Here is a 24,891-nt window from a genome sequence, read left to right as displayed (position 1 = left end):
GCCCTAAAATGTTTAGGGCTTTTTTATGAGAAAAAAACAGACATCTTTCACAAAATATAAGAAAAAAATGATTAATGAGTTTAATATCTAAAAGAAAATTCCTTTTTTTAATTAAAAATTGGAATTTATTTCCAAAATTGCTTTAAAAAAAATGAAAAGAGGGAAATAATTATGAAAGAGCTTTGCTATCTTATGTTTCAGGGTGAGGAACGATAAGTTCCGCAAGGGAATCGAAACCAGTTGTTCAACTTTTGGGAGACAGTTGAACCGTGATTTAAAAAGTTTGGTTTCGAGCTTGAGACAAAGATAAGCCAAAAGTTTATCGGAATAGTGTCTACATTATCTATGTAGTATGGTCAAAAGTTAAACGTATGTTTTTCCCTTGATCCCCCCCCAAATTACACATAAGAGAACAGTTCCGATGCCACCTAATTTTAGACTGAGGACTGTACAATGGAATTAGATCGTTTTGATAAACAGATTCTGGAAATTTTGACCCATGAGGATGTCAACTTGAATGAACTGTCAGAGCGTATTAACCTATCTGTCAGTTCAGTACACCGTCGGATCAAGAACCTGATTGAATCTCAGGTGATGGGACAGCTCAAACGGGAAATTAATTTTAATAAGCTCGGCTTTAGCTTACATATTCTTTTACAAGTTTCATTGAGCAAGCATGATAGTGAAACCTTTGATAAATTCCTGCAAGAAATTGAAGATATTCCAGAAGTCACCAATGCCTTTTTAGTGACAGGGCAGAGTGCAGATTTTATTCTGGAACTGGTGGCTCGCAATATGGATGACTACAGTGAAATCCTGTTACGCCGTATTGGCAAGATTGACAGCGTGGTTGCACTACATTCAAGCTTTGTGATTAAGGAATATAACGTATTTAACTGCTATAAGCTTTTGAACAAGCTATAAAAAAATGCATCTAAAAAGATGCATTTTTTTATTCATCTGAGTGGCTTACGCATCGAGTTGAGCTAAAACATCTTCAGAGAACTCAACGTTAGTATAAACGTTTTGAACATCATCCAGATCTTCAAACATATCAATCATTTTCATGATTTGCTTGGCTTGATCAATATCTGTGATTTCAGCTTTGGTTGATGGGCTCATGACCACTTCTGCATTGTCGGACTTCAAACCCGCAGCATTCAAGGCATCTTGTACATCACCAAAACTTTCTGGCGTGGTAATAACCAGGATGCCATCTTCAGAAACTTCGATGTCTTCTGCACCAGCTTCCAGCGCCACATCCATGATTTTGTCTTCTAAAGACACATCTTCAAAGCTAATTTCACCGCGTTTGGTAAACAAATAAGCCACTGAACCTGATGTGCCTAGGTTACCATTATTTTTTGAGAAGCAATGACGGACGTCTGGCACAGTACGGTTTAAGTTGTCTGTCATGGTTTCAACCAGAACGGCAACACCACCCACACCATAACCTTCATAAGTGACTTCGTTTAAATCTTCATTATCCTCGCCACCTGCACCGCGCTGAACAGCTCGGTTGATTGCATCACGCGTCATATTCACTGAAAGTGCTTTTTCAATCACTGCACGCAGACGGGGATTGCTGGCTGGATCGCCACCGCCTAGTTTCGCTGCTGTAACGATTTCACGAATATATTTAGTAAAGACTTTAGCACGGCTGGCATCTTGTTTTGCTTTACGATGCTTTGTGTTGGCCCATTTAGAATGACCTGCCATGGAAATAACTCCAAAAATTAAAACTTAAAAAAGTGCAGGAATATTAGCATAGCGATGGTTTTGTTGAAAACAACCGTATTTGATATTCCAAATTTAAAATTGGCCTGATGATCTTAACGTGAACAGAACAAACGCTATTGAATTTTCACATCGATGCCATATTCGGCATACAAGGTTTTGATTTTTTCTAAATCCTGCTGCAAGTCGGTTGGATAAATTTTACCTAAAATACCGCCTTGCCTGGTTTTGGCATTGGCGTACATCAGGATGATGGGTACATTGGCTGCCTTGGCAATATGCCAGAAACCAGTCCGAATTGGCTTGCGTTCTTCGCCATCTTTGGCACGTGTTGCCTCAGGTGCAATCACAAGGTTGAAATGATCATTTTGATTAAACAACTCAACCATTTGTGTGACAATATCTTTGCTGGCCTTGCGGTCAACAGGGATGCCACCAAGCTTTTCCAGAATCGTTTTAAGAGGGCCTTTAAACAGTTCTTTTTTGATAAGCGTATGGATTTTAAGCTCTAAAATTTCAAATAGTGCAAGTGACAGGATGGTGTCCAGATTTGAGGTGTGTTCAAAGCCAATAATAACTTGTTTGTTTTCTAAAATGGCTGGATTGACATTATATGTCCAACCCGTTGCTTTAAAAATAGATTTTCCTAAGAATTTTTTCATGGCAGAAATACATGACAAATGAATGATGAATGGCAGCAGTGTAATGCGAGTTTTTTAGAAAATACATATCCTAAAATTCCACACTAAAAAGAAATTTGGATGTTTCTTAATTGATCAAAATATGCAGATATTATCTTTACTCCAGACGCAGAGATCAGATAGAATCAGCGCAGTTTTTGGTTTTACTTAGTTTTTTAGCGACTTGATAAAATCATCTGCTTGTAATTTAAGTTAAATTTGGCTAAGATCAGGCAGCCTTAATCATAAGAAATATGATTAAAACTTTATAGGGGCCTATAGCTCAGTTGGTTAGAGCAGCGGACTCATAATCCGTTGGTCGACAGTTCAAGTCTGTCTGGGCCCACCATATATCGAACCTCGTAACTATATTTGATGTTCATCAAAACCAAATTATCGACTGGAAAAATCAATTGATTTCAGCAAAAAATCAGTATCTTGCAAAATATTTATGCAGCAAAGCCACTGAAACCGTAAACTAGAGAAAAATCACAAAAAATTCATGATTGTATTGTTATGCTTTTAATCAGATCAAACTCCTTTTGAAGCTATTTTATGTGAGTATAGCTTAAATGAAGCGGCGGTGATCCGCTTGATGCGGCAAAATATGAAAATTAGTAGCTTTAAAATGTGGCGTGCACGCGTGACTGGTCGAAAAACCAAACATCTGCAGCTGCGTTCAACTGATGTGATACGAGCCTATTGTTCAGGCCAATACAAGCGTTTCTAAGTATTTGATTTTTATAAGCGTCTGGACTCACGTTTACATCGTTCAGAACAATATCGTACTTCTGCCCAGCAGCCGTGCCATTTTTTTGCGCCAAGTAAAAGATCGCAAATAATGCGCACAGATTTTCTCAGGGAGATATTGTTTTTTCATCGTTTATAACTCATTGATCTGGCTAAATTGAAAAGCTTGGTAACGTACACGCCAGCCTTCTGCTTTGAGTTCTTTGGCAAAATGACGCATGGCGCTAAAAATCAGGGCAATTTTCTGTGGATGATGGGCAACATACGTGGCCTCCTCCACAACTTTGGCCATGAGGATGACATCCTAGGTGCGATCCAGCGCTTTAAGCGTAGCAAGCTGAGAATGAAGCTGGTCACCCAAAATTAAATAAACTAAAACGCATAGCCACTCCAGACCTGATCAAAGATTATGACGGCTTTCAATGATGGTGCTGCATGGTTTTTAGTACGGTGTCATCGGCTCGATCATGTGAATGCGCTGTATTTTACAGAGCACTATAAACAGACACCATTCTGAATAGGCAGGGAATACTTAGATATACCTTGAATAACAGCAGGAAAGAGAAACCATTACATGGCTTCATCATTCAGAAGTTTTTTTATTTAAATTACTTTTTGATTTAGCTTAAATAATTGATTTAAAGACGTATAAAATGTACGACCATCTAAATTTAAATCTACCTCAATTCCAGATTCCAGCAGAACTCTTTTACCCACTTCAATTTCTTTAAAACCTTGACGTGTATTCTGCATTTTATTTAAGGGAATTAAAGAAACGATAATTTCAGTACCATTTTTAGATTTTGCAATTAATTCATTAACTTTTAACAATTTATATCCTGTTTTTATGATTTTTTCCAATATGGAACAACAACTTTTTCTTTAAAATTAAAAAAGCACTGAGTAGTGCTTTTTCAACTCGTATTTTAGTGCTTATATAGCAACAATATTGACCGCATTCGGTCCTTTTTGACCTTGAGCGATGCTGAATTCAACTTGTTGACCTTCAAATAAGGTTTTAAAACCTGAACTGGCAATTTCACTGAAGTGTGCAAAAACATCTGGACCTGATTCTTGTTGAATAAAACCAAAACCTTTAGTTTCATTGAACCACTTAACGGTACCTTTAACAACATTTGAGTTTAACATAATAAATCCTACTGATTTTTTAATAATTTTAGTCATTTTATTGACTGCATATAACTTTGAAAATAATAAAGAATGAAACTTAAAATCTGAAAAAAACGAAGAATTATGAATAAAACGACGATAGTTAAAAGAGATTTAATGAAACAAGACTTTTTTCTAGTTGAGTTAACTATACCTTAAAAATAAAATTAATCAAGTTTTTTTATATGTATATTTAATTATCTTATAAAAAATGACTGAATTAGTAATTAATCTGTTGATCTAGTTGAATTTTTTAACAAGTCTATCGACAACATTGCTACATTGAAACAGAAAAAACCAATTTACCGCGTTAAAAGGGGATCCAAGAAAAAATCATTTTTCTCATTTTCTCAGGCTGTAAGATTGAAATTTCGCCTACATTCATCCTGCATTTAATCTTCACACTTTGTTCACATCGACTTGGGTTATCTTAATCTTGAGATCTAGCAAGGCTAAAAAATGAAGGTGCGATTTAAGTCTGCTTTTGCAGCTATAGCACTGTCTATCATCAGCTTAAGTAAAACGACTCAAGCAGAAACTGCTGCGCCTCATTGCCAATCGCGAGATAATTAGCTCTGAAAGTGTTGCGTATTCGCAAAATCAGGGGAACAACAAACTGAAAGTCAGCTTTTTGCCTCAAGGCTTAAGATGGATACCATTTAGCAAAGGTGATTACTGGGTATTGCGAGTAGATCCAGAATACAAAGTGGCGCTTGTGGGGGGACCAAGTAATAAATACCTATGGATTTTGTCACGTGAACAGCAACTCGATGAAGCTACGTATAAGTCCTATCTGGAAACTGCAAAACATTATGGTTACGACGTCACAAAACTTATCAAATTGCCTCATTAATCTGCTAAATGGATATAAGTCTGGGATTCAGCAGATTTTAAAACCGATTGAATTAAAATCCGCTTAAACCGAATTCACGTTAATTAAGTGAAATTTCTAAAAATAGTTTGCATTGTCCAGCCTATGGGCGTATAACGCTAACTCCCTAATGCGGGGTGGAGCAGTCTGGTAGCTCGTCGGGCTCATAACCCGAAGGTCGTTGGTTCAAATCCAGCCCCCGCATCCAAATTTTGTATATCAATATGAACAGATATTGATTGCGTGTTAAGAGAAAGCGTGTATAGTAAATAATAACTAGAAGAATAATACTGTTGATTCAGCAAATCTTAGATTTCGTAGTTTAACCAAACCTTTCGTTTCATCAGATTTAGTTTCAGAGTTTATTATTTCCAGTTAATTGCTGCTAAGCATCCAAAGTATTTTTGTATATAGGTTAATTTATGTCTAATTCTGTGACTGGTACAGTTAAGTGGTTCAATGAAACTAAAGGTTTTGGTTTTATTCATGCCGATTCTGGGCAAGATGTATTTGCTCATTTCAGTGAAATCCAAAGCAATGGTTTTAAGGTTCTTCATGAAGGACAACGTGTATCATTTACTGTTGCTCAAGGTAAAAAAGGTCCTCAAGCGACGGGTATTACTGTAGTTGCCCAGAACTAATAAAATCTTTTGAAAAAAAGCTCACCTTGGTGAGCTTTTTTTATCTGAAAATTAAATGGATAGAATAAAAATATAGGACTTACACACTGTTATTTACAGTCTCGAATTCGCCCTTCATCATAATGTCCGAATACAGCTATATTTTTTTGATTTCTACAATATCACTTGATTCAATGAGCGATTGGATATTACCAAATAAACTTTGAATATAATCAGACGCTATATGGATATCTAAATCCTCTCTGCTACGCCATTCTTCTAAGAAGAAATATCTACTCGAGTCATTTTCGCTAATATAAAGCTCATATTTCAAGCATCCTTCTTCGTGAAGCGTAGGCTCTATTACACTTTTTAAAAGCGCTTCTAATGTCTCTTTTTGATCTGACTTTGCCTTAAAGTTCGCAATTACTGAAATAGTCATTATTTCACCTTTAATTTGTTTTAGAAGTTTTCTAGTACAATTTTGCCTTTTGACTTGCCTGATTCAAGCAACTTATGCGCCTTCTCCAAGTTTGCAGCGTTAATTTTGCCTAGATTTTGGTTGAGGGTACTTCTAATTTTTTGCTGGTCAACTAATTGAGCAACCTGTTGCAATAGATCACCTTGCTTTTCAATATCATCGGTTTCATACATTGAACGGGTGAACATCAACTCCCAATGGATAGAAATAGATTTAGTCTTAAACGGCATAATATCAAATGTTTGTGGATCATCGATCAATCCAAGCTTGCCTTGTGGTGCAATCAGAGAAACTATTTGCTTGATATAGGTTTCTGTATGATTTGTAGAGAATACGTATTTTGGTTTTTCAATGCCTAGTGTCTCGATTTGTGCATTTAAATCTTTGCTATGATCAATGACATGGTCGGCACCAAGTGATTCCACCCAAGATTTCGTTTCTTCACGTGAAGCTGTTGCTATAACGGTCAGATTTGTTTTTACTTTTAGGAGTTGGATAGCGATTGATCCTACACCGCCTGCACCACCAATAATTAGAATACTGCCAACTTCTGTTTCTGAAATTTGAAAACGATCAAACAACATTTCCCATGCCGTTATTGCAGTTAATGGCAATGCTGCTGCTTCTGCATTAGATACTGTAATTGGTCTAAGACTGATAATTCGTTCATCGACTGCTTGAAACTCAGCATTACTACCATCTCGGGTTAAATCGCCAGCATACCAAACAGAATCTCCTACTTTAAACGAGGTAACTTTTGAGCCAACTTCAATAATTTCCCCAACGGCATCCCAACCTAAAATACGATTATTTGCTTCAGACGAATTTTTTCTCACTTTGGTATCAACTGGATTCACAGAGATTGCCTGAACTTTTACCAGTACATCACGCTCCTTAAGCGTAGGCTTTGCTTTTTCAATATCTACCAATGAATTTTTAAAATCATCATGGTTATTTATAACATACGATACGGCTTTCATAGATTTGTCCTTAAATTTAAAAAATATAGTAAAAATAGGAGCGAAGTGCTCCCATTTTATGTTATTCAATCATTAAAACTCTTGGCTCGTTGGGCGCAAAACAATTTCATTAATATCTACATCCGCAGGCTGTTCAATTGCATAAGCAATTGCTCGAGCGACTGAGTCAGCTGGTATGGCTTGCTTGTAGAAATCAGTAACAAACTCTGAACTTTCTTTATGAGAAGAACCAAATTTTAGTTCTGACTCAATTGCACCAGGCTCAATAGTCGTCGTTCTAATTGTTCCCCCAACTTCATGACGAAGTCCTTCAGAGATGGCTCTTACAGCAAACTTAGTACCGCTATAAACAGTACCGCCTGGACTAAATACTTTTATCCCTGCAACAGATGCGAGATTAATAAAGTGTCCAAAGTTTTGTTTTTGGAAAACAGGTAGGGCAGCTGCTATACCATAAAGAACACCTTTAATATTAATATCGATCATACGATCCCATTCATCAACTTTTAGCTCACTTAATGGTGCAATAGACATTAATCCAGCATTGTTTACCAATACATCGATTTGACCAAATGCGCTTAATGCCTTTTCAATAAGTGCTTGTACTTCCTGTGGTTTGGTTATATCCATACCAATAAATTCAGCTTGACCACCTTCAGCACGAATGTCGTGAACAATAGCCTCTAATTTTTCAGTACGTCTAGCACCAAGTACAACCTTTGCACCTTTTTTAGCAAGTAAGCGAGCAGTAGCTTCACCTAAACCACTACTTGCACCAGTGATAACAATAACTTTATTTTCTATATTATTCATACAAGTAACCTTCAACCTATCTGTCAATCATATTTGATGGGTTAAGTATTACAGCCTTGTTAGGTATAATAAATGAATAATATTATCTTTCAGAATTCCTATTTACGGAATAATCACCATAACACAGGATTGGACATGCAGAACAAATTGGAAATGATGCGTATCTTTTGTGTCGCAGCAGAGTCTCGAAATTTTAAAGAGGCAGCAACTCAGCTGGGTATTTCCCCACAGGTAGTGACACGGGCAATAAAAGAGCTAGAAGAGCAGCGCGGAGAGATTCTGTTCTACAGGAGTACTCGACAAATTAAAATTACCGCTGATGGTGAGCGTCTGGCAAAGCAAGCACGTTTTGCGGTGGGATCGATCGATGCTTTGCTTGTAAAAGACACCAAGGAAAAACGAGATGAAATGCGTGGGACTGTCCGTCTTACTGTGTCGTCTGTGTTAGGGCGTAAATTGGTAGTACCTGCACTAGCAGAATTTGCCACACGTTATCCAGATATTGTCGTGGATTGTGTGCTAACAGATTCACACTCGGATGTGATCGATGAGCGGATAGATATCGGGATCAGATTTGGATTTTTGCCGGACAATCGATATGTGGCAAGGGAATTGGCTAAAGTGAACTTTTATTCTGTGGGTACGCCAGAGTTAATTGATAAGGTTGGAATGCCCAAAAAAATTATTGACCTTGATAAATACCCTCTAACAGCACTAGTCGATCATAAAACAGGGCGTTACTGGCCATGGACATTCACCGAAAGTCGAAGCTTTACGCCATCAAAGCCCCGTTTTATTACAGATGATCTAGAAGCTGAATTTCAAGCGATTCTCGCTGGAGTTGGATTCGGACACATGCCTGGATTTCTAGTTTTGCCGTGGCTTAGGAGTGGTAAGCTCATTCAGATACTTCATGAGGAAACCTCTCCCGTTTGGCGCCTGTATTTATATCGTCCACAGCGGGGCCCGACACCTTTGCGAATCCGAGCATTGTTTGATTACTTAGCGGAAGTGCTGGGCCGTATAGAAACCTGAATCAGATAAGACCATCACGTATCTAGAGTAACTACAATTTTTCCTATTTGCTGATTTGATTCAAGATAGCGCTGAGCGTCATGCATGTCCTCAAAGTTAAAGCAACGGTCGATCACTGGACGAAGATATCCTGCACCTATACTGCTAAGAATAAATCGTCTGGCTTGCTCCCTTAGAACAGGGTCATGCAGAACCTCAAGGAACAAAAAACCTCGCATGGTTAAGCTCTTGCGTAATGCAACTTTAAGCGGAAATGGTGTGATCTCAGGGCTAAGTGCACCATGCATAACCATAGTTCCTCCTACAGACATCGCTTTTGCAATCTGTTCAATATGCGGCCCTCCTACAGCATCGAAGGCGACATCAAGATATTCTCCACCCAAACGTAAAACAAGCGCCTCATACAAATCGGGTTCATCTTCACTGGCTATAACATTTTTAACACCGAGATCTAGTAAACGTTGCTTTTTCTCTATCGTCTGTGTACTTGCAATGACCTTAGCACCCGCTGCTTCAGCTATCTGTATCGCAGCTAGTCCTACACTACTTGAAGCTGCTGTGATCAAGATCGTTTTTCCTTTCGAAACTCCACCAGCATGGATTAGACCACCCCAAGCCGTCAAATACTGCATCCAGATTGAAGAAGCTTCTTCCCAGCTTAAACTATCAGGTTTGTGAACTAAAAAAGTTTCTGGAATCAGAAGCTTGTCCGCATATGTCCCATATTTGGCTAGATTGTCAGTCGGAAGAATCGATACTGCATCTCCTGGAGAAAATTGGCGTACACCTTCACCTATGGCAAGAACTATGCCTGCTCCCTCATATCCCAGACGAGAGGGGAATACTGCCTTTTGAATATAAGTACCACGCCGAAACATTACATCAGCCCGGTTGAGTCCGATCGTTTTCATCTGGATTAGAACTTCTCCTGCGGCTGGTAAAGCAACAGGAAGTGTTTCTAATGTCAGAACATCTGTATCTCCAATACAATTGAAGCGCCAAGTCTTGGCCTGAAGTGCGTTAAATGACATCAATAACAACCTTAATATTGGCAGAGCGATCTTGAACAGCATCATGAGCCTCAATCGCTTGATCTAGAGTAAAATGACGAGGATCAACAATAGGACGCAGTTTACCTTCCTCAACGAGACGAGTCGCGATCTTAAGGACATCGCCATGATGAGAACGTCGATTGCCTGTTAACATCGGCATTAGGACGAATACGCCAGACACTGTGGCACACCGTAGAGATGAACTCGCTAAATTATGATTACCAAATGCAGCACAGCTGGTAATGTGGCCATAGTGAGTTGTCATGGAAAGTGAAGCTTCGAGTACTGGACCACCCACAGTGTCGTAAACAATGTTAAAACCTTGACCCTCAGGGCTTGCAGCAATAATGTCATCGGAAGATGCTGTTGTGTAATCGAGAGGTGTTGCACCGAGTTCTGAAATCAGTGATTGATCAGCTGTACGACCAGTCGCCCAAACATTTGCATCAAGTGCTTTTGCAAGCTGAACAACCATATAACCAACGCCACCAGCACCACCCTGAACCAGTACAGTTTGCCCTGGTTGGACCTTAGCATTATCCACTAAACCTTCCCAAGCGGTGAGGAACGTCAATGGTAGTACTGCTGCCTCGCGCATAGAGATATTCCGTGGCTTTAATGCGATCAGATCAGCATCTGCTACAACATATTCTGCTAAAGATCCTTGAAGACCACGAACGCCACCTATCAGACCGTAAACTTCATCTCCGACGTTGAAGTGTGTGACACCTTCACCAACAGCAGTTACAACCCCAGCCATATCCGTTCCCAACACGGCAGGAAGCTCTGGCATAGCATATGGTGCTTCACCAAGACGAATTTTATAATCAATAGGGTTTACACCACTAGCATGAATACGTACTAGAACTTGCCCAGCCTCTGGTTGAGGTATAGGGAGTTCTACACGTTTAAATTCATGATCACCAAAATTTTCTAGGATAAGAGCATTCATCATCTTATTCATAGTTATTCCTTATTCTTAACTGGGGGATGATATGCACAGTACCAAAATAAATTAATCCAATAAATGATATTTATAGGATTTAATAATTCCTAAATAATGAATAATAAATATCATCCGCTCACTAAAAATATTCTAGTACAGTCTGTAAAGGCAGTTTAATCTAAACTGTCGGTAGTATTTTCAAGGCTTGAAACGTTCAAAATATCTACAAAGTGGCTAAAATTTGAAACATAATTCTAAAAGGTCACAGCATCACAAAGAACATGAGCCAAAATAAAAAAATGGGAGCTAAAAGTCCCATTCTTTGTGACTTTAGCATCAGCTCTACGATGTTAATTTAAAAAAACTAAAAACAGGGATAGAAAATTTTCGCTAAAGGTCTTTTTGATTTTCGATTTATAAAAAATATTGCTTTTTTTATACTATGGGGTACTATAGTATAAATGCTAGCAAATAAGGAGGTCTGATGCCTAATCAGGTTGAAGACAAAAAAAAGATTCTTCTACGCGTCAGAAAGATCAAAGGTCAGACGCAAGCGATTGAAAAAGCGTTAGAAGACAATGTGGAATGTGGTGCAATTCTGCAACAAATATGCTCTGTGCGTGGTGCTATTAATGGTTTGATGAATGAAATGTTGGAGGTTCATTTAAAGGACACTTTAGTATCAGGTGAAACCACAGAACAACAACGAAAAGAAGAATTGGCTGAAATCGCCAAGATTCTAAAATCATATTTAAAATAGATCTGTATAAGGAATTATTCCATGAAGTCACGTGCTGCCGTTGCGTTTGGTCCTGGTCAACCTCTTCAAATTGTTGAAGTTGATGTTGCACCACCGAAGAAAGGTGAAGTATTAATTAAGATCTCCCATACCGGTGTGTGTCATACAGACGCATTTACTTTATCTGGCGATGATCCTGAAGGTGTTTTTCCCGCTATTCTCGGGCATGAAGGTGCTGGCGTTGTAGTTGAGGTTGGTGAAGGCGTGACTAGCGTCAAACCAGGTGATCATGTAATTCCACTTTACACCGCTGAATGTGGCGAGTGCCTATTCTGTAAATCTGGAAAATCGAACTTGTGTATTTCCGTTCGCGAAACTCAAGGTAGAGGTGTAATGCCAGATGGTACCACTCGTTTTTCCTACAATGGTCAACCGATTTACCACTATATGGGCTGCTCAACGTTCAGTGAATACACGGTAGTGGCAGAAGTATCATTGGCTAAAATCAATCCTGAAGCCAATCATGAACATGTATGCTTACTGGGTTGTGGGGTAACAACGGGTATCGGTGCAGTACATAACACGGCTAAAGTACAAGAAGGTGATAGTGTTGCGGTCTTTGGTTTAGGTGGTATTGGTTTGGCAGTCGTACAAGCCGCACGTCAAGCTAAAGCAGGGCGTATTATTGTGGTTGACATGAATCCAGATAAATTTGCGCTGGCAAAAGAGTTTGGTGCAACGGACTTCTTGAACCCTAAAGATTACGATAAACCAATCCAGCAAGTCATTGTCGAAATGACTGGCTGGGGTGTAGATCATTCATTTGAATGTATTGGTAACGTGAATGTAATGCGTTCAGCCCTTGAAAGTGCACACCGTGGCTGGGGACAATCCGTAATTATTGGTGTAGCTGGCGCAGGTCAGGAAATCTCTACCCGTCCATTCCAACTGGTTACTGGTCGTAAATGGCTAGGTTCTGCCTTTGGTGGCGTAAAAGGTCGCTCGCAACTTCCAGGAATGGTTGAAGATGCAATGAAAGGTAAAATTCAATTAGAACCATTTGTGACACACACGATGGGTTTGGATCAGATCAATGAAGCCTTTGATCTAATGCATGAAGGAAAGTCGATTCGTACTGTAATTCATTACGAATAATTCCGTCAGACCTTATACTTTTCCATGCATGTGAATCATGATTGACATGCATGGAATCCTCTAAAACGGCACATCATCTGTAAAACAGATCTATCTGTGTAGGCATCGTGTATAGGTTCAATAAACCTGCCTACATTTTAAATCTTTATGACTTCTCTCTGTGGAGAATGTAAGACTCTTTGTTTACTCGATTTCTCATGAAGTCTTGCTCAACATAGGTAATTGATTATGGAAATAATTGAGAAACATGCTTCTTTTGGTGGATCGCAAGAAGTGTATCGTCATCAGTCAATAGCACTAAACTGTTCAATGAAATTCTCAATATATCTGCCACCTCATGATAAAGATGAGAGGTTGCCAGTTTTATATTGGTTATCAGGACTGACTTGCAACGAACAGAACTTTATTACTAAAGCCGGAGCACAAAAGTATGCGGCTGAACATAAAGTCATTATTGTTGCAACAGATACCAGCCCACGTGGAGAGGATGTACCAGATCATGCAGATTATGATTTAGGCCAAGGCGCAGGATTCTATGTGAATGCAACACAAGCACCCTGGTCGCAGCATTTCAAAATGTATGATTATATTGTGGAAGAGCTCAGAAATCTGATTGACCTAAATTTTCCGACCAATCAAGTCCAAAGTATTATGGGTCATAGCATGGGTGGTCATGGTGCATTAGTAATTGGGTTAAAAAATCCTGAGCTGTATAAAAGTATTTCTGCTTTTGCACCAATTGTTGCACCTAGCCAAGTACCTTGGGGGAAAAAGGCTTTTACACACTATCTAGGTGAAACCGAAACTTTATGGAAAAGCTATGATGCGATTGAATTAATCAAAAACGCTGAAGTTCATTTACCTATTTTAGTCGATCAGGGAACAGCTGATGATTTTCTTGAAGAACAGTTAAGGCCTAAGCTTCTGAGTGATATTTGTTTAGAACAAAAATATCCTCTTACACTTAACCTAAGAGAAGGGTATGACCATAGCTATTACTTCATTGCGAGCTTTATAGAGAAACATATGGAGTTTCACAGCAAATTCCTAGCTAAATAACTTTCATAGATATGCGGATGTACAATGTTGTTCTTGAGTGCTTCTTGAGCAATATTTTTTGATTCAAATGTTAATGATCTTAACTTGAATAAATTCATAGCATTATGTCGAAATAAACATCCAAATTTTGGCTCTGCTATGGAAAATTGTTTTTAACCTTTGTACAACAAAACTTTCTGACATGCATCCATTAGCAATGTCAGAATCGTTTTAATTCTAATCAATTGTGGAGTTTTAGTCATGCTTAAAACAGCTTTATATGTCCGTCTTGAAGCTAAACCAGGTAAAGAAGACGAAGTGGAAGCTTTCCTTAAAGGCGGTTTACCAATCGTAATGGAAGAACCTGCGACAGTTGCGTGGTTCGGCCTACGTCTTGGACCTACAACATTTGGTATTTTTGATGCATTTCCTGATGAGGCGGGTCGCCAAGCACATTTATCTGGCAAGGTTGCAGCTGCGTTGATGGCTCAGGCCGAAGAGCTATTTTCAGAGCCACCGTCTATTGAAAAAGTAGATGTTTTGGCGAGTAAACTACCAGCTTAAACCGACGCTTAAATGTATGAGTGTGCTGCCTGAAATTTTGAATGAAAGGCAGCACTTCAACCCTGTGAGGTTTGTCAGAGGCTTTTTATTCAAGTTGGGCTACTTTATTTAATGGCTTAATCTCATCATTTACTTGGGTCAATATCCAAAACAGGGTAAATAAACGAATATAACTATTTACATGCTTTATATTGAACCAATCTATCTAATTTACTGTCACATTTGTACCTCTGCTAAACCGTGTCAATCTGCTTTTAAAATATTTAATCATCGCTATTTTGTATGAGCCATTCACTCTTTTAGCTAATGCGTTCACGACCATGTCAATAGTCATACGTGTTGATTCTTTCGATCCAACAATCGCTCGTGAAAATACATCAATAATAAAAGTGGTATAGAACAAGCCTGAATTTGTTTAACCATCACTCAAGTTGGCAAGCTGAAATAATTTTTATAAAAATAGACGACTGGTCTATTTTATGTATAGTTAGCACATGGTGCAGTCAAAAGCCGCATTATTTTCCGTGCTTGATCCGAATAAAACCTTTAGCTTGCCGACGCGCCAATTAGCAAATGGCGTAGTCGATGCATTTGTTCATGTCATGGAACAGTACTTAACTTACCCTGTCAATGGACAAGTACAAGATCGTTTTGCCGAAGGTCTATTGCAAACTCTGATTGAGATTGGACCGAAAATCTTGGAAGATTCAGCAGATTATGACACACGTGCGAATTTGATGTGGGCTGCTAGCATGGCACTGAATGGGCTAATTGGAGCTGGTGTACCACAAGATTGGTCAACCCATTTGATTGGACATGAGCTCACGGCTTTATATGGTATTGATCATGCTCGTACCTTGGCCATTGTGTTGCCCGCCAATTTACAAGTGCGTCGTCAAGAGAAGCGAGAAAAATTACTACAGTATGCAGCTCGTGTCTGGCAGATTGTCGAAGGTGATGAAGAACAACGTATTGATGCAGCTATTACCCGTACTCGAACCTTCTTTGAGCAACTCGGATTGCCGACTCGTCTTAGCGATTATGGACTGGGGGAGACAGATATTGAGATCATCATTACCCAACTTAAATCACACAATCTTACACAGCTAGGCGAACATAAAACTGTTTCATTAGAGATCAGTCGTGAAATTCTCGAGACGAGCATCTAAATAAGCGTATCTGTCATGGTCACGCTACACGACAAGTGATCATGCAACAATGCTCCTCAATCCTGAAAAATATCGGAGAAATAATATGAAAATTTTAATCGTTTTAACCTCACATGATCAACTTGGCAATACTGGTAAGAAAACAGGTTTCTGGCTAGAAGAACTTGCTGCACCGTATTACACCTTTATTGATTCTGGTGCTGAAGTTACGCTGGCGTCGCCTCAAGGTGGGCAGCCACCACTAGATCCGAAAAGTAATTTAGCCGATGCGCAAACTGAAACCACTCATCGTTTTGAAGCTGATCCAACTGCAATGCAAGCATTGGCACAGACGCATAAACTTAGCGAAATTTCTGTAGCTGATTATGATGCAGTGTTTTATCCAGGCGGGCATGGCCCATTGTGGGATTTAGCAGAAGATCCGATTTCAATTTCTCTGATTGAACAGGCGATTCAGTCTGGCAAACCTGTTGCAGCAGTGTGTCATGCCCCAGGTGTTCTTCGTCATGTGAAAGCGAGTAATGGAGCACCTTTAGTCAGCGGTAAATTAGTGACTGGTTTCACTAATACTGAGGAGGCTGCTGTAGGTTTGACTGAAATTGTACCATTTTTAGTCGAAGACATGCTTAAAGAAAACGGTGGTCATTATTCTAAAGTGGATGATTGGCAAGTATATGTTCAAGTAGATGGCTTGCTGGTTACTGGACAAAATCCAGCCTCTTCTGCTGCAACCGCTACAGCATTACTTCAATTGTTGAAATAAAGAGTAGCTAGTGTCTGTTGTGGTGCTTAGCAGTGAATAAACTTCTGACTCTGAGCAACTGGCGCAATAAGCAAAATAACCCTCATTTAATGGTGACAGGCCTGAGTTAATAGCTTTTATTCGAGCTAGTCGAAAGTGGGTGAAGTATGTCAATTATCAATTGCAGAAGCTGATTGGGAAATGCGTAAGTCCTCGATATCTTGTTAAATCGACACGTTTAAAAAACGGCTAATCACTTGTTTGAGCTGTTTTAAATAGCCCGTAAAGAAGTGGTTTGCGCCAGGCAAGATGGTAATCGGATGCTTTTGTGGCTTTGCCCAGGCAATCATATCTGAAAGCAGGGTAATATCGTCCTGTTCCCCATGAACAAATAAAATATCCCCGTCAATTGCTGGAGTGGTGTAATGACGCAACTCGATCACTGAACCTGTGGGTAATCCACATAAAACCAGTTGTTTCGGACGTAGTTCTTGGCTGAGTTGCGCCTGACATTTTGCCAGTACATGCGAACCAAAACTAAAGCCACCTGCGTAGAATGTTAAGCCAGCATGTTTTTCACGGGCATATTCAATCACAGTCAGAATATCATCCGTTTCACCATGACCTTGATCATGTGTACCCTCGCTGCCACCCAGACCCCGAAAACTTGGACGATAGACCACACAACCCATTTCATTAAAAATCTGAGCCAGCAACACAGGAACCTTATGATGCGGTGTACCACCTTGTAAAGGATGAGGATGGCACACCACCGCAAAACCTGTCACTTCACCTTTAGGTTGATCGACAAATATTTCGATTTGACCAACAGGACCTTGAATGAATATTTGCTCAGACATAAGACATGGTATGGGTAATGGAAGAATCCACTATTTTACCGATAAAACTTAGCGAGAACACGAATTGGCATTAAAAATTATCAACTGTTATAGTTTAGGGAATTTAGATTCACTTTGATTGATTATGCTTGCCTTAATTTCTCCAGCAAAAACTTTAGATTACGAAACAGCTTTACCAACAGATACTTATACACAACCTCGTTTGTTACAACAGTCTCAACAATTGATTGACGTGTGCCGCAAACTTTCGGCAACTGAAATTGCTTCTCTGATGACAGTTAGTGAGAAAATTGCAAATTTAAACGTTGGGCGTTTCCGTGACTGGAATGCAGATTTTAATTTTTCCAATGCCCGTCAAGCCATGTTTGCATTTAAGGGGGATGTCTATACAGGTTTGGATGCTTATGATCTCGATGATCAGGAAATCGACTTCGCCCAACAGCATTTGCGGATGTTGTCAGGTCTCTATGGTTTATTGCGTCCTTTGGACTTGATGATGCCATACCGTCTGGAAATGGGCACAAAACTAAACAATACACGCGGCCATAACCTGTATGAGTTTTGGGGTGATATTATTACCGATCAGATCAATCAGGACTTGGCAAATATTGATGCAAAAGTATTGATAAATTTAGCCTCTGACGAATATTATAAATCTGTAAATGAAAAGAAAATTCAGGTGGAGATTATCAAGCCTGTATTCCTGGATCAAAAGAATGGAAAATATAAAGTCATTAGCTTCTATGCGAAAAAAGCAAGAGGTCTAATGGCACGATATATCATTAAAAACAAACTGAGTCAGGTAGAGCAGCTCAAAGCATTTAATAGTGATGGCTATTATTTTGATACTGAAAGTTCATCAGACAAAGAGTTGGTCTTTAAGCGGGATGAATAATAAGTAAATCAATAATTTTTAAAGGTGTTATCGATGCAGCAATATATACCAGCCCTAGAAAAATCATGGTTTGAGTTGCATCAACACTATCATTTTTCTGAACCACAGAAAATATTGAATAAACTCATCGCTGCCTATAGCGAAAAACAACGGGCTTATCATACCATTCAGCATTTATATGAATGTCTTATTTTACTTGAATTGGTTAAACCCTATTTAAATGATTTTTATGCAGTTGCTCTGGCACTCTGGTTTCATGATGCTGTTTATAATCCACAAGCCAAAGACAATGAACTGAAAAGTGCTGAATTATTTGAACAATATTTGGCTGCTGATTTATCTGATCAAACGGTTATCAAAATTAAGCAATGGATTTTAGCCACACAAAAACATGCAACAACAGATGAATTGGATTTACAGTTTTTACTGGATATTGATTTATCGATTTTAGCAGCATCGCCAGCACGTTTTGTAGAATATGAACAACAGATTCAAAAAGAGTATGTTTGGGTTGAACCAGAACTTTATGCAGTGAAGAGAAAAGAAGTTTTACAGCATTTTTATCAAACACAACCGCTTTATCAGACGGAATATTTTCAACAGAATTTTGAGTTACAGGCAAAGCAGAATTTAAATAGGGTGCAATGATAATTGCACCTTTTTATAACAAAATGAATATGTTTTTGATGAACTATTTAAAGAAATATCCAGTTTCAGGTGAGCTTGCATTTGCCATACGCTTACGAGGCATACGGCCTGCAAGATAAGCTTCACGACCTGCTTCAACCGCTTTCTTCATGGCAGAAGCCATTAAGATCGGGTTTTGAGCAGCCGCAATCGCTGTATTCATCAAGACACCGTCACAGCCCAATTCCATTGCAATCGCTGCATCACTGGCTGTACCGACACCTGCATCGACCAGCACAGGTACTTTGGCGTTTTCCTTGATAATCGAAATAGTGTGTGGATTGAGAATGCCTAAACCAGAACCGATCAGGCTACCTAAAGGCATGATTGCCACGCAACCCATACTTTCAAGTTCTTGGGCCACAATTGGGTCATCCGAGGTATAGACCATGATCTCAAAACCATCGTCAATCAAGGTTTGGGCCGCTTTTAGTGTTGCAGTGATGTTTGGGTATAAGGTTTTCTCATCACCTAGAACTTCCAGCTTGACCAGATTGTGTCCATCTAAAAGTTCACGCGCCAGCATACAGGTACGGATTGCGCTATCCGCATCAAAGCAACCTGCGGTATTTGGCAGGATGGTATATTTCTCAGGTGGAATCACTGAAAGCAGGTTAGGTTGATCTGCATGTTGTCCGATATTGACTCGACGAATTGCCACCGTCACAATCTCAGCGCCACTTGCCTGAATGGCTAAACCAGTTTCATTTAAATCTTTATATTTGCCTGTTCCGACCAATAAACGAGACTGGAAAGTACGTGAGCCAATAATTAAAGAGGAATCTTGCATGGGCTACTCCATTTTTAGCCGATTAGCCGCCACCAACAGCTTGAATGATTTCAATACGATCTTCGGGAGCAATTGTGGTTTGCTCAAGTTTACTTTTCGGAATGATCTGTTGATTTTTCTCCACAGCGAAGCGTTTACCCTCTAAAGCCAACACCAGAATCAATTGCTGTAGGTTTTCACAAGGCGTGTCAGTCAACTCGCCATTTAAATAGATCTTCATGATAAATCCTTATTTCGCATGCGTAAGCGCTTGCCATGCGAGCAAAAGCCAACCTGCAATCATAAATCCACCACCAATCGGGGTGATCGCACCTAAGATTTTCGGTAGACCAAGTGCCATAATGTACAACGAACCGCAGAAAAAAATGATACCAATTTGCATCAAAATAAAAGGAATTTTTATTGGCAGAGTTGGTGTGGTTTTATGAAGCACACCTAAAATCAGTAAGCCAAGGCCATGATAGAAAAAGTATTGGGTTGCTGTGCTCCACCAAGCCAGTTGCTCAGGTGTGGCAAAAGATTTGAGTCCATGCGCACCAAAGGCCCCTAACATGACCGCAAGCGCGAGATTTAGCGCAGAGATTGCTATCCACATAATGATAATGGAACTAGAAATTTGATGAACAAACTTAACATATTCGGGTGTTTAAACAAAGCCAGATAAAACAAAAGGGCATGAAAGCCCTTGTGTTTGATGTAATCTTAACTCGCAGACATGGCGGTTTTGATTTTTTCCATTGCATTCTTTTCAAGTTGGCGAATACGTTCTGCAGAAACGTTATATTCAGCCGCAAGTTCATGCAAGGTCGATTTATCATCATCCAGCCAGCGACGTTGTAGAATGTTACGTGAGCGATCATCAAGCTGATCCATGGCCTCATGTAAGGCAGTGGTGCTTTGTTCCTCGTAATCTTCTTCTTCAATCAAGCGCGCAGGATCGTAACGATTGTCTTCCAAATATAGTGCAGGGGCGGTATGTGGAGTATCGTCATCATCATCGCCCTGTGCTTCAAACGCAGCATCATAAGCGGTTAAACGACCTTCCATTTCAAGCACTTGCTCAGGTGTTACATTCAAATCATTTGCAATTGAGCGTGCTTCTTCTAAGGTCAGTTTTTTACTTGATTTTTTAAGACTACGCAAATTAAAGAATAATTTTCGCTGTGCTTTGGTGGTGGCAATTTTGACAATACGCCAGTTACGAATCACATATTCGTGGATTTCGGCTTTAATCCAGTGTACGGCAAAAGAAACCAGACGCACGCCCATGTTTGGGTCGAAACGTTTTACTGCTTTCATTAAGCCGAGATTACCTTCCTGAATTAGGTCGCCCTGTGGTAAACCATAGCCTGCATAACTACGTGCAATATGCACCACAAAACGTAAGTGTGACATCACCAAAAGTTTGGCAGCATCAAGGTCTTGATCATAATAGTAACGCTCAGCAAGTTCTTTTTCCTGCTCAGCCGTTAAAATTGGAATTTGATTGACAGTACTGATATATGCGCCAAGGTTTACACCTGGCGCAGACAATGACAGGGGCATCAATTGATTGCTGCTGTCAGTAGTCATGGAGTCTCCTTATAGGATTATATTTAAGTCAACAATTTCATCTTAATGCGAATAGACTTCATCACTAAGGAAATTTGAGTATAGAAATGTAAATTTAATGCATTTATCTTTAGTCAGAGTTTAGCAAAGAATTACATAGATTCAATTAAATAGTGAAACTCATTCTCTGAAATTTTTTGAGGCTGGCATTGAAGTTGCTGGATTTGGCAATATCGTGTTACATCAATTTCACTATGTGGGTCGGATGACTTGAGTAAAAACTGCTGTTTTTCGGGTGACTTTTTTAAGGCACGTTTCAACATCAACAGGGGCATTGGGCAGGGCTGCCCTAGGGCATCAATAATCTCAGGTGAACTGGAAATAAGAGTCATAATCGTTTAAACCGCTGAATACGTCATTATCTTAGCAAATTTTCGTGTGACTTTAGAGGGGGGAATCTCATTAAAAAAACAGCTAAATGATTGAAAAAAACAGATAGAAACATTAGAAATAACTTAAAATAAATCTATTAATTATCATAAACCCATGTTAAGCTCGATGCGTTTTAGAAAGTGTTTAATTAAATTTTATTGTATTAAACCCTATAACAAATGGATGTAACCGGAAATTGTTGATAGTTTTACAGAATGATTACAAGCTTTAAAATTATAAAAATTTTAAAACCTTGTTGGCTCTGCTGTTTGCAACACCGGAAGGTCCTTATCTTTCAATATCTGAGGATTGACTTATGACAGCTCGTGAACAAGGCGTAGTAAAGTGGTTTAACGACACTAAAGGCTTTGGTTTTATTCAGCGTAATGGTGGTGATGACGTATTCGTTCATTTCCGCGCAATTATGGGCGATGGCCACCGTTCTTTACGTGACGGCCAACGCGTAGAATTCAACGTAGTTCAAGGACAAAAAGGTTTCCAAGCTGAAAACGTTCAGCCTTTAGACTAATTTGTTGCTTTAACCCCCTATAGTTCCCCCTTAATAAGGGGGAAAACAAAGGGGTTATAAAACGCTCCAATCTTATTGGGGCGTTTTTATTTTTTATGGTTTATAATAGCGACTTTCTTTTGCTCATTGATGGTTCGAGTGCATATATGACATCTGGTTTTGAAACCTTAAATTTACATCCGCAGTTAAAAAAAGCGATTGATGCTTTGGGTTTTACACAAATGACCCCAATTCAGCAAAAGGTTTTAAAATATACGTTGGCAGGACATGATGCCATTGGTCGAGCGCAAACGGGTACAGGCAAAACAGCGGCCTTTTTGATTAGCGTGATCAATGATCTACTCAATAATCCTATTCAGGACCAGCGTTTTCGTGGTGAACCGCGTGCCTTGATTCTGGCACCGACACGTGAGTTGGCTTTACAGATAGAAAGTGATGCTCAGGCTTTAACAAAATTCTCAAATTTGCATGTTGTCACTTTGTTGGGTGGTGTTGATTTTGACAAGCAAAAGAAAATGCTGGACAAGAATTTTGTCGATATTATTGTTGCGACTCCTGGGCGACTGATTGATTTTGTGGAGCAAAAAGAAGTCTGGCTTGATAAAATTGAATTTTTAGTGATTGATGAGGCGGATCGTTTGCTGGATATGGGTTTTATTCCTTCAGTAAAACGTATTGTGCGTTATTCGTCATTTAAGGAGCAGCGTCAAACATTGATGTTCTCGGCAACGTTTAGCTACGATGTTCTCAATCTTGCACGCCAATGGTTATTTGAACCTGTTACGGTTGAGATTGAGCCTGAGCAGAAAACCAATGTCGATGTTGAGCAACGCGTGTATGTGGTTGAGAAAAAAGACAAATATAAGCTTCTACAAGAAATTTTGCGTGATGAGCCTATTGATAAAGTCATGATCTTTGCGAACCGTCGGGATCAGGTTCGCCGTTTGTATGACCATCTCAAGCGTGATGGTTATAAGGTTGGGATGTTGTCGGGTGAAATTGCCCAGGACAAGCGCTTAAAGATGCTGGACCAATTCAAGCAGGGCAAGCACAACATTATGATTGCAACCGATGTGGCAGGTCGTGGTATTCATGTTGATGGTGTGTCGCATGTGATTAATTTTACCTTGCCAGAGCAATCGGATGACTATGTACATCGTATTGGGCGTACAGGTCGTGCAGGGGCGCAGGGCGTAAGTATCAGTTTCCTGTCTGAAGATGATGCTTTTTATCTGCCAGAAATTGAAAAGGCGATTGGTAAAAAATTACCTTTGACTCGTCTGGATGGGTATTGTTAGTTTTAATCAACCCAGTGTAAGTATGGAAAAGACCAAATTATTCATAGATTTGGTCTTTTTTTATTGCAAAATACAATTCGTTCACCAGATTGCACAAAAGATCAGGGATTTTTTTTGATTTCCTGTGATTAGTTGCTGAATTGAAATAAATCAGCATGTAGAATATGGCGCATTACCTGGGAGGATATTATGGCACTCATCTCAATGCGCCAGCTCTTGGATCACGCTGCGGAACATAACTACGGCGTACCAGCATTTAACGTAAACAACTTAGAACAAATGCGTGCAATCATGCTCGCTGCGGATGCAACAAACTCACCTGTAATCGTGCAGGCTTCGGCTGGCGCGCGTAAATACGCAGGTGCACCGTTCCTCCGCCACCTTATTTTGGCAGCGATTGAAGAATGGCCGCATATTCCTGTGGTAATGCATCAGGATCATGGTACAAGCCCTGATGTTTGTCAGCGTTCTATCCAGTTGGGTTTCAGCTCAGTCATGATGGATGGTTCATTGGGTGCAGATGGCAAGACACCAACCTCATACGATTACAACGTTGATGTAACTCGCCGCGTGGTTGCGATGGCGCATGCATGTGGTGTTTCAGTTGAAGGTGAGATTGGCTGTCTAGGTAGCCTTGAAACTGGTATGGCTGGTGAAGAGGATGGTGTTGGCGCAGAAGGCGTACTTGACCATTCTCAATTGCTGACTTCTGTTGAAGAGGCAACCTCGTTTGTGGCAGATACCAATGTTGATGCTCTGGCGATTGCTGTTGGTACTTCACATGGCGCGTACAAGTTTACTCGCCCACCTACAGGCGATATTCTGGCAATTGACCGTATTAAAGAAATTCATGCTGCACTGCCAAACACGCATCTTGTGATGCATGGTTCAAGCTCCGTACCACAGGAATGGTTGGCTGTGATTAACCAATATGGTGGTGATATTAAAGAAACTTATGGTGTGCCTGTAGAGCAGCTTGTTGAAGCAATCAAACATGGTGTGCGTAAAATCAATATTGATACTGACTTGCGTTTGGCTTCAACGGGTGCAATGCGCCGTATGATGGCTGAAAAACCAAGTGAATTTGATCCGCGTAAATTCTTTGGCGAGACAGTTGAAGCAATGAAGCAAATCTGTATCGATCGTTATGAATCATTTGGTACAGCAGGCAATGCTGACAAGATTCGTCCAATTTCTTTAGAGAAGATGGTTGATCGTTACAAATAACTCATTTGTAGCTAAAAACAGCGGCATTTGCCGCTGTTTTTTCTTTATCACGAACATAAAAAAATGCCAGCTTTAAAACT

General features: G+C 39.6%; 29 protein-coding genes, 2 tRNA genes and 4 pseudogenes. 18 read left to right on the top strand and 17 right to left on the bottom strand.

The window, feature by feature from the left end; genetic code table 11:
• The first annotated feature begins 453 nt into the window (after nucleotides 1-453).
• Nucleotides 454-924, top strand: a complete 471-nt coding sequence (locus F973_RS08670; protein ID WP_004661600.1) for an Lrp/AsnC family transcriptional regulator — start codon at nucleotides 454-456, stop codon at nucleotides 922-924.
• 45 nt (nucleotides 925-969) lie between these two features.
• Here F973_RS08670 and F973_RS08665 read toward each other — a convergent pair whose 3' ends face one another.
• Together F973_RS08665 and F973_RS08660 are read right to left on the bottom strand one after the other, a co-directional pair.
• A complete protein-coding gene (locus F973_RS08665) occupies nucleotides 970-1,719 on the bottom strand; it encodes a YebC/PmpR family DNA-binding transcriptional regulator (RefSeq protein ID WP_004679662.1) in 750 nt (249 codons plus the stop codon).
• 134 nt (nucleotides 1,720-1,853) lie between these two features.
• On the bottom strand, nucleotides 1,854-2,399 hold the full coding sequence (locus tag F973_RS08660) for a 1-acyl-sn-glycerol-3-phosphate acyltransferase (protein WP_004682304.1): 546 nt from the start codon (nucleotides 2,397-2,399) through the stop codon (nucleotides 1,854-1,856).
• Between the two features lie 290 nt (nucleotides 2,400-2,689).
• On the opposite strand from F973_RS08660, the gene F973_RS08655 reads away from it, so the two are divergent.
• Together F973_RS08655 and F973_RS08650 are read left to right on the top strand one after the other, a co-directional pair.
• A tRNA-Ile gene (locus F973_RS08655) sits at nucleotides 2,690-2,766 on the top strand.
• Nucleotides 2,767-2,946: 180 nt separating this feature from the next.
• Nucleotides 2,947-3,147, top strand: a pseudogene (locus F973_RS08650) (TIGR03643 family protein); the annotation flags it as partial.
• A gap of 11 nt (nucleotides 3,148-3,158) precedes the next feature.
• On the opposite strand, the gene F973_RS14695 reads toward F973_RS08650, so the two are convergent.
• From F973_RS14695 to F973_RS08640, 4 genes and pseudogenes are all read right to left on the bottom strand, one after another.
• Nucleotides 3,159-3,266 carry a DUF2256 domain-containing protein gene (locus tag F973_RS14695; RefSeq protein ID WP_249399895.1) on the bottom strand — a complete coding sequence of 36 codons (108 nt, stop codon included), beginning with the start codon at nucleotides 3,264-3,266 and terminating at the stop codon, nucleotides 3,159-3,161.
• A 58-nt stretch (nucleotides 3,267-3,324) separates the two neighbouring features.
• Nucleotides 3,325-3,561: pseudogene (locus tag F973_RS15600) on the bottom strand (cryptochrome/photolyase family protein); the annotation flags it as partial.
• A 209-nt stretch (nucleotides 3,562-3,770) separates the two neighbouring features.
• On the bottom strand, nucleotides 3,771-3,998 hold the full coding sequence (locus F973_RS08645; protein WP_004761266.1) for a hypothetical protein: 228 nt from the start codon (nucleotides 3,996-3,998) through the stop codon (nucleotides 3,771-3,773).
• 102 nt (nucleotides 3,999-4,100) lie between these two features.
• Entirely contained in the window at nucleotides 4,101-4,316 is a 216-nt protein-coding gene (locus F973_RS08640) for a cold-shock protein (RefSeq protein WP_004679551.1), read from the bottom strand.
• Between the two features lie 583 nt (nucleotides 4,317-4,899).
• Here F973_RS08640 and F973_RS14685 point away from each other — a divergent pair.
• The 3 genes and pseudogenes from F973_RS14685 to F973_RS08630 form a co-directional block, all read left to right on the top strand.
• A pseudogene (locus tag F973_RS14685) lies at nucleotides 4,900-5,190 on the top strand (lipocalin family protein); the annotation flags it as partial.
• 149 nt (nucleotides 5,191-5,339) lie between these two features.
• Nucleotides 5,340-5,416, top strand: a tRNA-Met gene (locus F973_RS08635).
• A 214-nt stretch (nucleotides 5,417-5,630) separates the two neighbouring features.
• Nucleotides 5,631-5,849, top strand: coding sequence for a cold-shock protein (locus F973_RS08630; RefSeq protein WP_004679548.1), 219 nt, complete (start codon nucleotides 5,631-5,633; stop codon nucleotides 5,847-5,849).
• 136 nt (nucleotides 5,850-5,985) lie between these two features.
• Here the strand turns inward: F973_RS08630 and F973_RS08625 are convergent, their stop codons facing one another.
• The 3 genes from F973_RS08625 to F973_RS08615 all read right to left on the bottom strand — a co-directional run bounded on the left by F973_RS08625 (nucleotide 5,986) and on the right by F973_RS08615 (nucleotide 8,102).
• Nucleotides 5,986-6,270, bottom strand: a complete 285-nt coding sequence (locus F973_RS08625; protein WP_004281848.1) for a putative quinol monooxygenase — start codon at nucleotides 6,268-6,270, stop codon at nucleotides 5,986-5,988.
• 20 nt (nucleotides 6,271-6,290) lie between these two features.
• Nucleotides 6,291-7,289, bottom strand: a complete 999-nt coding sequence (locus F973_RS08620) for a zinc-binding alcohol dehydrogenase family protein (RefSeq protein ID WP_004761263.1) — start codon at nucleotides 7,287-7,289, stop codon at nucleotides 6,291-6,293.
• 72 nt (nucleotides 7,290-7,361) lie between these two features.
• Nucleotides 7,362-8,102: an SDR family oxidoreductase gene (locus tag F973_RS08615; RefSeq protein WP_004761261.1), complete on the bottom strand. Its 741-nt coding sequence runs from the start codon at nucleotides 8,100-8,102 to the stop codon at nucleotides 7,362-7,364.
• Nucleotides 8,103-8,237: 135 nt separating this feature from the next.
• Here F973_RS08615 and F973_RS08610 point away from each other — a divergent pair, with 135 nt between their 5' ends.
• The gene (locus F973_RS08610; RefSeq protein WP_004761259.1) at nucleotides 8,238-9,137 is read left to right on the top strand and encodes a LysR family transcriptional regulator; all 900 of its coding nucleotides are present in this window, start codon (nucleotides 8,238-8,240) and stop codon (nucleotides 9,135-9,137) included.
• Nucleotides 9,138-9,151: 14 nt separating this feature from the next.
• Here F973_RS08610 and F973_RS08605 read toward each other — a convergent pair whose 3' ends face one another.
• The gene (locus F973_RS08605) at nucleotides 9,152-10,168 is read right to left on the bottom strand and encodes a zinc-dependent alcohol dehydrogenase family protein (protein WP_034432566.1); all 1,017 of its coding nucleotides are present in this window, start codon (nucleotides 10,166-10,168) and stop codon (nucleotides 9,152-9,154) included.
• Nucleotides 10,158-11,153 carry a zinc-dependent alcohol dehydrogenase family protein gene (locus F973_RS08600; protein WP_004757897.1) on the bottom strand — a complete coding sequence of 332 codons (996 nt, stop codon included), beginning with the start codon at nucleotides 11,151-11,153 and terminating at the stop codon, nucleotides 10,158-10,160. The genes F973_RS08605 and F973_RS08600 overlap by 11 nt, the downstream gene beginning before the upstream one ends.
• A gap of 466 nt (nucleotides 11,154-11,619) precedes the next feature.
• On the opposite strand from F973_RS08600, the gene F973_RS08595 reads away from it, so the two are divergent.
• From F973_RS08595 to F973_RS08570, 6 genes and pseudogenes are all read left to right on the top strand, one after another.
• A complete protein-coding gene (locus F973_RS08595; protein WP_001133624.1) occupies nucleotides 11,620-11,895 on the top strand; it encodes a metal/formaldehyde-sensitive transcriptional repressor in 276 nt (91 codons plus the stop codon).
• A gap of 21 nt (nucleotides 11,896-11,916) precedes the next feature.
• Nucleotides 11,917-13,029, top strand: a complete 1,113-nt coding sequence (locus tag F973_RS08590; RefSeq protein ID WP_004761256.1) for an S-(hydroxymethyl)glutathione dehydrogenase/class III alcohol dehydrogenase — start codon at nucleotides 11,917-11,919, stop codon at nucleotides 13,027-13,029.
• A 228-nt stretch (nucleotides 13,030-13,257) separates the two neighbouring features.
• Nucleotides 13,258-14,088 carry an S-formylglutathione hydrolase gene (fghA, locus tag F973_RS08585; RefSeq protein ID WP_004761255.1) on the top strand — a complete coding sequence of 277 codons (831 nt, stop codon included), beginning with the start codon at nucleotides 13,258-13,260 and terminating at the stop codon, nucleotides 14,086-14,088.
• A gap of 240 nt (nucleotides 14,089-14,328) precedes the next feature.
• Nucleotides 14,329-14,631 carry a putative quinol monooxygenase gene (locus tag F973_RS08580; RefSeq protein WP_004679538.1) on the top strand — a complete coding sequence of 101 codons (303 nt, stop codon included), beginning with the start codon at nucleotides 14,329-14,331 and terminating at the stop codon, nucleotides 14,629-14,631.
• 518 nt (nucleotides 14,632-15,149) lie between these two features.
• Nucleotides 15,150-15,800 (top strand): annotated as a pseudogene (locus F973_RS08575) (iron-containing alcohol dehydrogenase); the annotation flags it as partial.
• A gap of 85 nt (nucleotides 15,801-15,885) precedes the next feature.
• On the top strand, nucleotides 15,886-16,563 hold the full coding sequence (locus tag F973_RS08570) for a type 1 glutamine amidotransferase domain-containing protein (protein WP_004761253.1): 678 nt from the start codon (nucleotides 15,886-15,888) through the stop codon (nucleotides 16,561-16,563).
• A gap of 203 nt (nucleotides 16,564-16,766) precedes the next feature.
• Here the strand turns inward: F973_RS08570 and F973_RS08565 are convergent, their stop codons facing one another.
• Nucleotides 16,767-17,402: an alpha/beta hydrolase gene (locus F973_RS08565; protein ID WP_004757906.1), complete on the bottom strand. Its 636-nt coding sequence runs from the start codon at nucleotides 17,400-17,402 to the stop codon at nucleotides 16,767-16,769.
• A gap of 124 nt (nucleotides 17,403-17,526) precedes the next feature.
• Between F973_RS08565 and yaaA the strand changes: the two genes are divergently transcribed.
• Entirely contained in the window at nucleotides 17,527-18,297 is a 771-nt protein-coding gene (yaaA, locus tag F973_RS08560; protein ID WP_004761252.1) for a peroxide stress protein YaaA, read from the top strand.
• A gap of 33 nt (nucleotides 18,298-18,330) precedes the next feature.
• Nucleotides 18,331-18,945 (top strand): HD domain-containing protein, encoded by a 615-nt coding sequence (locus F973_RS08555; protein WP_004761251.1) that lies wholly within the window; start codon nucleotides 18,331-18,333, stop codon nucleotides 18,943-18,945.
• Between the two features lie 43 nt (nucleotides 18,946-18,988).
• Here F973_RS08555 and F973_RS08550 read toward each other — a convergent pair whose 3' ends face one another.
• From F973_RS08550 to F973_RS08530, 5 genes are all read right to left on the bottom strand, one after another.
• Nucleotides 18,989-19,774: a thiazole synthase gene (locus F973_RS08550; RefSeq protein WP_004761249.1), complete on the bottom strand. Its 786-nt coding sequence runs from the start codon at nucleotides 19,772-19,774 to the stop codon at nucleotides 18,989-18,991.
• A 22-nt stretch (nucleotides 19,775-19,796) separates the two neighbouring features.
• On the bottom strand, nucleotides 19,797-19,994 hold the full coding sequence (gene thiS, locus F973_RS08545; RefSeq protein ID WP_004761248.1) for a sulfur carrier protein ThiS: 198 nt from the start codon (nucleotides 19,992-19,994) through the stop codon (nucleotides 19,797-19,799).
• 9 nt (nucleotides 19,995-20,003) lie between these two features.
• Nucleotides 20,004-20,369 (bottom strand): DUF423 domain-containing protein, encoded by a 366-nt coding sequence (locus F973_RS08540; protein ID WP_004761247.1) that lies wholly within the window; start codon nucleotides 20,367-20,369, stop codon nucleotides 20,004-20,006.
• Nucleotides 20,370-20,476: 107 nt separating this feature from the next.
• Nucleotides 20,477-21,346 (bottom strand): RNA polymerase sigma factor RpoH, encoded by an 870-nt coding sequence (gene rpoH, locus F973_RS08535; protein ID WP_004679525.1) that lies wholly within the window; start codon nucleotides 21,344-21,346, stop codon nucleotides 20,477-20,479.
• Between the two features lie 131 nt (nucleotides 21,347-21,477).
• On the bottom strand, nucleotides 21,478-21,717 hold the full coding sequence (locus F973_RS08530; protein ID WP_004761246.1) for a sulfurtransferase TusA family protein: 240 nt from the start codon (nucleotides 21,715-21,717) through the stop codon (nucleotides 21,478-21,480).
• 356 nt (nucleotides 21,718-22,073) lie between these two features.
• Here F973_RS08530 and F973_RS08525 point away from each other — a divergent pair, with 356 nt between their 5' ends.
• The 3 genes from F973_RS08525 (at nucleotide 22,074) to fba (ending at nucleotide 24,811) form a co-directional block, all read left to right on the top strand.
• A complete protein-coding gene (locus tag F973_RS08525) occupies nucleotides 22,074-22,286 on the top strand; it encodes a cold-shock protein (protein WP_004679521.1) in 213 nt (70 codons plus the stop codon).
• Between the two features lie 146 nt (nucleotides 22,287-22,432).
• Nucleotides 22,433-23,584 carry an ATP-dependent RNA helicase RhlB gene (rhlB, locus tag F973_RS08520; RefSeq protein ID WP_004679520.1) on the top strand — a complete coding sequence of 384 codons (1,152 nt, stop codon included), beginning with the start codon at nucleotides 22,433-22,435 and terminating at the stop codon, nucleotides 23,582-23,584.
• 189 nt (nucleotides 23,585-23,773) lie between these two features.
• A complete protein-coding gene (fba, locus tag F973_RS08515) occupies nucleotides 23,774-24,811 on the top strand; it encodes a class II fructose-bisphosphate aldolase (protein WP_004679518.1) in 1,038 nt (345 codons plus the stop codon).
• The last annotated feature ends 80 nt before the right edge of the window (nucleotides 24,812-24,891 follow it).

Origin of the sequence: Acinetobacter sp. CIP 102129 (assembly GCF_000368305.1) — a bacterium.
In the GTDB taxonomy this organism is placed as follows: domain Bacteria; phylum Pseudomonadota; class Gammaproteobacteria; order Pseudomonadales; family Moraxellaceae; genus Acinetobacter; species Acinetobacter parvus.
The sequence above is the reverse complement of the archived record's forward strand: the minus strand, read 5'-3'. Positions and strand labels throughout refer to the sequence as shown.

Excerpts from the sequence above, each read along its gene's own strand:
- F973_RS08630 (WP_004679548.1), top strand. The coding sequence starts at position 5,631 with ATGTCTAATTCTGTGACTGGTACAGTTAAGTGGTTCAATGAAACTAAA.
- F973_RS08620 (WP_004761263.1), bottom strand. The coding sequence starts at position 7,289 with ATGAAAGCCGTATCGTATGTTATAAATAACCATGATGATTTTAAAAAT.
- yaaA (WP_004761252.1), top strand. The coding sequence starts at position 17,527 with ATGCTTGCCTTAATTTCTCCAGCAAAAACTTTAGATTACGAAACAGCT.
- F973_RS08555 (WP_004761251.1), top strand. The coding sequence starts at position 18,331 with ATGCAGCAATATATACCAGCCCTAGAAAAATCATGGTTTGAGTTGCAT.
- F973_RS08570 (WP_004761253.1), top strand. The coding sequence starts at position 15,886 with ATGAAAATTTTAATCGTTTTAACCTCACATGATCAACTTGGCAATACT.
- F973_RS08550 (WP_004761249.1), bottom strand. The coding sequence starts at position 19,774 with ATGCAAGATTCCTCTTTAATTATTGGCTCACGTACTTTCCAGTCTCGT.
- F973_RS08595 (WP_001133624.1), top strand. The coding sequence starts at position 11,620 with ATGCCTAATCAGGTTGAAGACAAAAAAAAGATTCTTCTACGCGTCAGA.
- F973_RS08565 (WP_004757906.1), bottom strand. The coding sequence starts at position 17,402 with ATGTCTGAGCAAATATTCATTCAAGGTCCTGTTGGTCAAATCGAAATA.
- F973_RS08670 (WP_004661600.1), top strand. The coding sequence starts at position 454 with ATGGAATTAGATCGTTTTGATAAACAGATTCTGGAAATTTTGACCCAT.
- F973_RS08640 (WP_004679551.1), bottom strand. The coding sequence starts at position 4,316 with ATGTTAAACTCAAATGTTGTTAAAGGTACCGTTAAGTGGTTCAATGAA.
- F973_RS08590 (WP_004761256.1), top strand. The coding sequence starts at position 11,917 with ATGAAGTCACGTGCTGCCGTTGCGTTTGGTCCTGGTCAACCTCTTCAA.
- F973_RS08605 (WP_034432566.1), bottom strand. The coding sequence starts at position 10,168 with ATGTCATTTAACGCACTTCAGGCCAAGACTTGGCGCTTCAATTGTATT.
- F973_RS08580 (WP_004679538.1), top strand. The coding sequence starts at position 14,329 with ATGCTTAAAACAGCTTTATATGTCCGTCTTGAAGCTAAACCAGGTAAA.
- F973_RS08525 (WP_004679521.1), top strand. The coding sequence starts at position 22,074 with ATGACAGCTCGTGAACAAGGCGTAGTAAAGTGGTTTAACGACACTAAA.
- F973_RS08615 (WP_004761261.1), bottom strand. The coding sequence starts at position 8,102 with ATGAATAATATAGAAAATAAAGTTATTGTTATCACTGGTGCAAGTAGT.
- F973_RS08625 (WP_004281848.1), bottom strand. The coding sequence starts at position 6,270 with ATGACTATTTCAGTAATTGCGAACTTTAAGGCAAAGTCAGATCAAAAA.
- F973_RS08540 (WP_004761247.1), bottom strand. The coding sequence starts at position 20,369 with ATGTGGATAGCAATCTCTGCGCTAAATCTCGCGCTTGCGGTCATGTTA.
- fba (WP_004679518.1), top strand. The coding sequence starts at position 23,774 with ATGGCACTCATCTCAATGCGCCAGCTCTTGGATCACGCTGCGGAACAT.
- rhlB (WP_004679520.1), top strand. The coding sequence starts at position 22,433 with ATGACATCTGGTTTTGAAACCTTAAATTTACATCCGCAGTTAAAAAAA.
- thiS (WP_004761248.1), bottom strand. The coding sequence starts at position 19,994 with ATGAAGATCTATTTAAATGGCGAGTTGACTGACACGCCTTGTGAAAAC.
- F973_RS08600 (WP_004757897.1), bottom strand. The coding sequence starts at position 11,153 with ATGAATAAGATGATGAATGCTCTTATCCTAGAAAATTTTGGTGATCAT.
- F973_RS08660 (WP_004682304.1), bottom strand. The coding sequence starts at position 2,399 with ATGAAAAAATTCTTAGGAAAATCTATTTTTAAAGCAACGGGTTGGACA.
- fghA (WP_004761255.1), top strand. The coding sequence starts at position 13,258 with ATGGAAATAATTGAGAAACATGCTTCTTTTGGTGGATCGCAAGAAGTG.
- F973_RS08665 (WP_004679662.1), bottom strand. The coding sequence starts at position 1,719 with ATGGCAGGTCATTCTAAATGGGCCAACACAAAGCATCGTAAAGCAAAA.
- F973_RS08610 (WP_004761259.1), top strand. The coding sequence starts at position 8,238 with ATGCAGAACAAATTGGAAATGATGCGTATCTTTTGTGTCGCAGCAGAG.
- F973_RS08530 (WP_004761246.1), bottom strand. The coding sequence starts at position 21,717 with ATGACTCTTATTTCCAGTTCACCTGAGATTATTGATGCCCTAGGGCAG.
- rpoH (WP_004679525.1), bottom strand. The coding sequence starts at position 21,346 with ATGACTACTGACAGCAGCAATCAATTGATGCCCCTGTCATTGTCTGCG.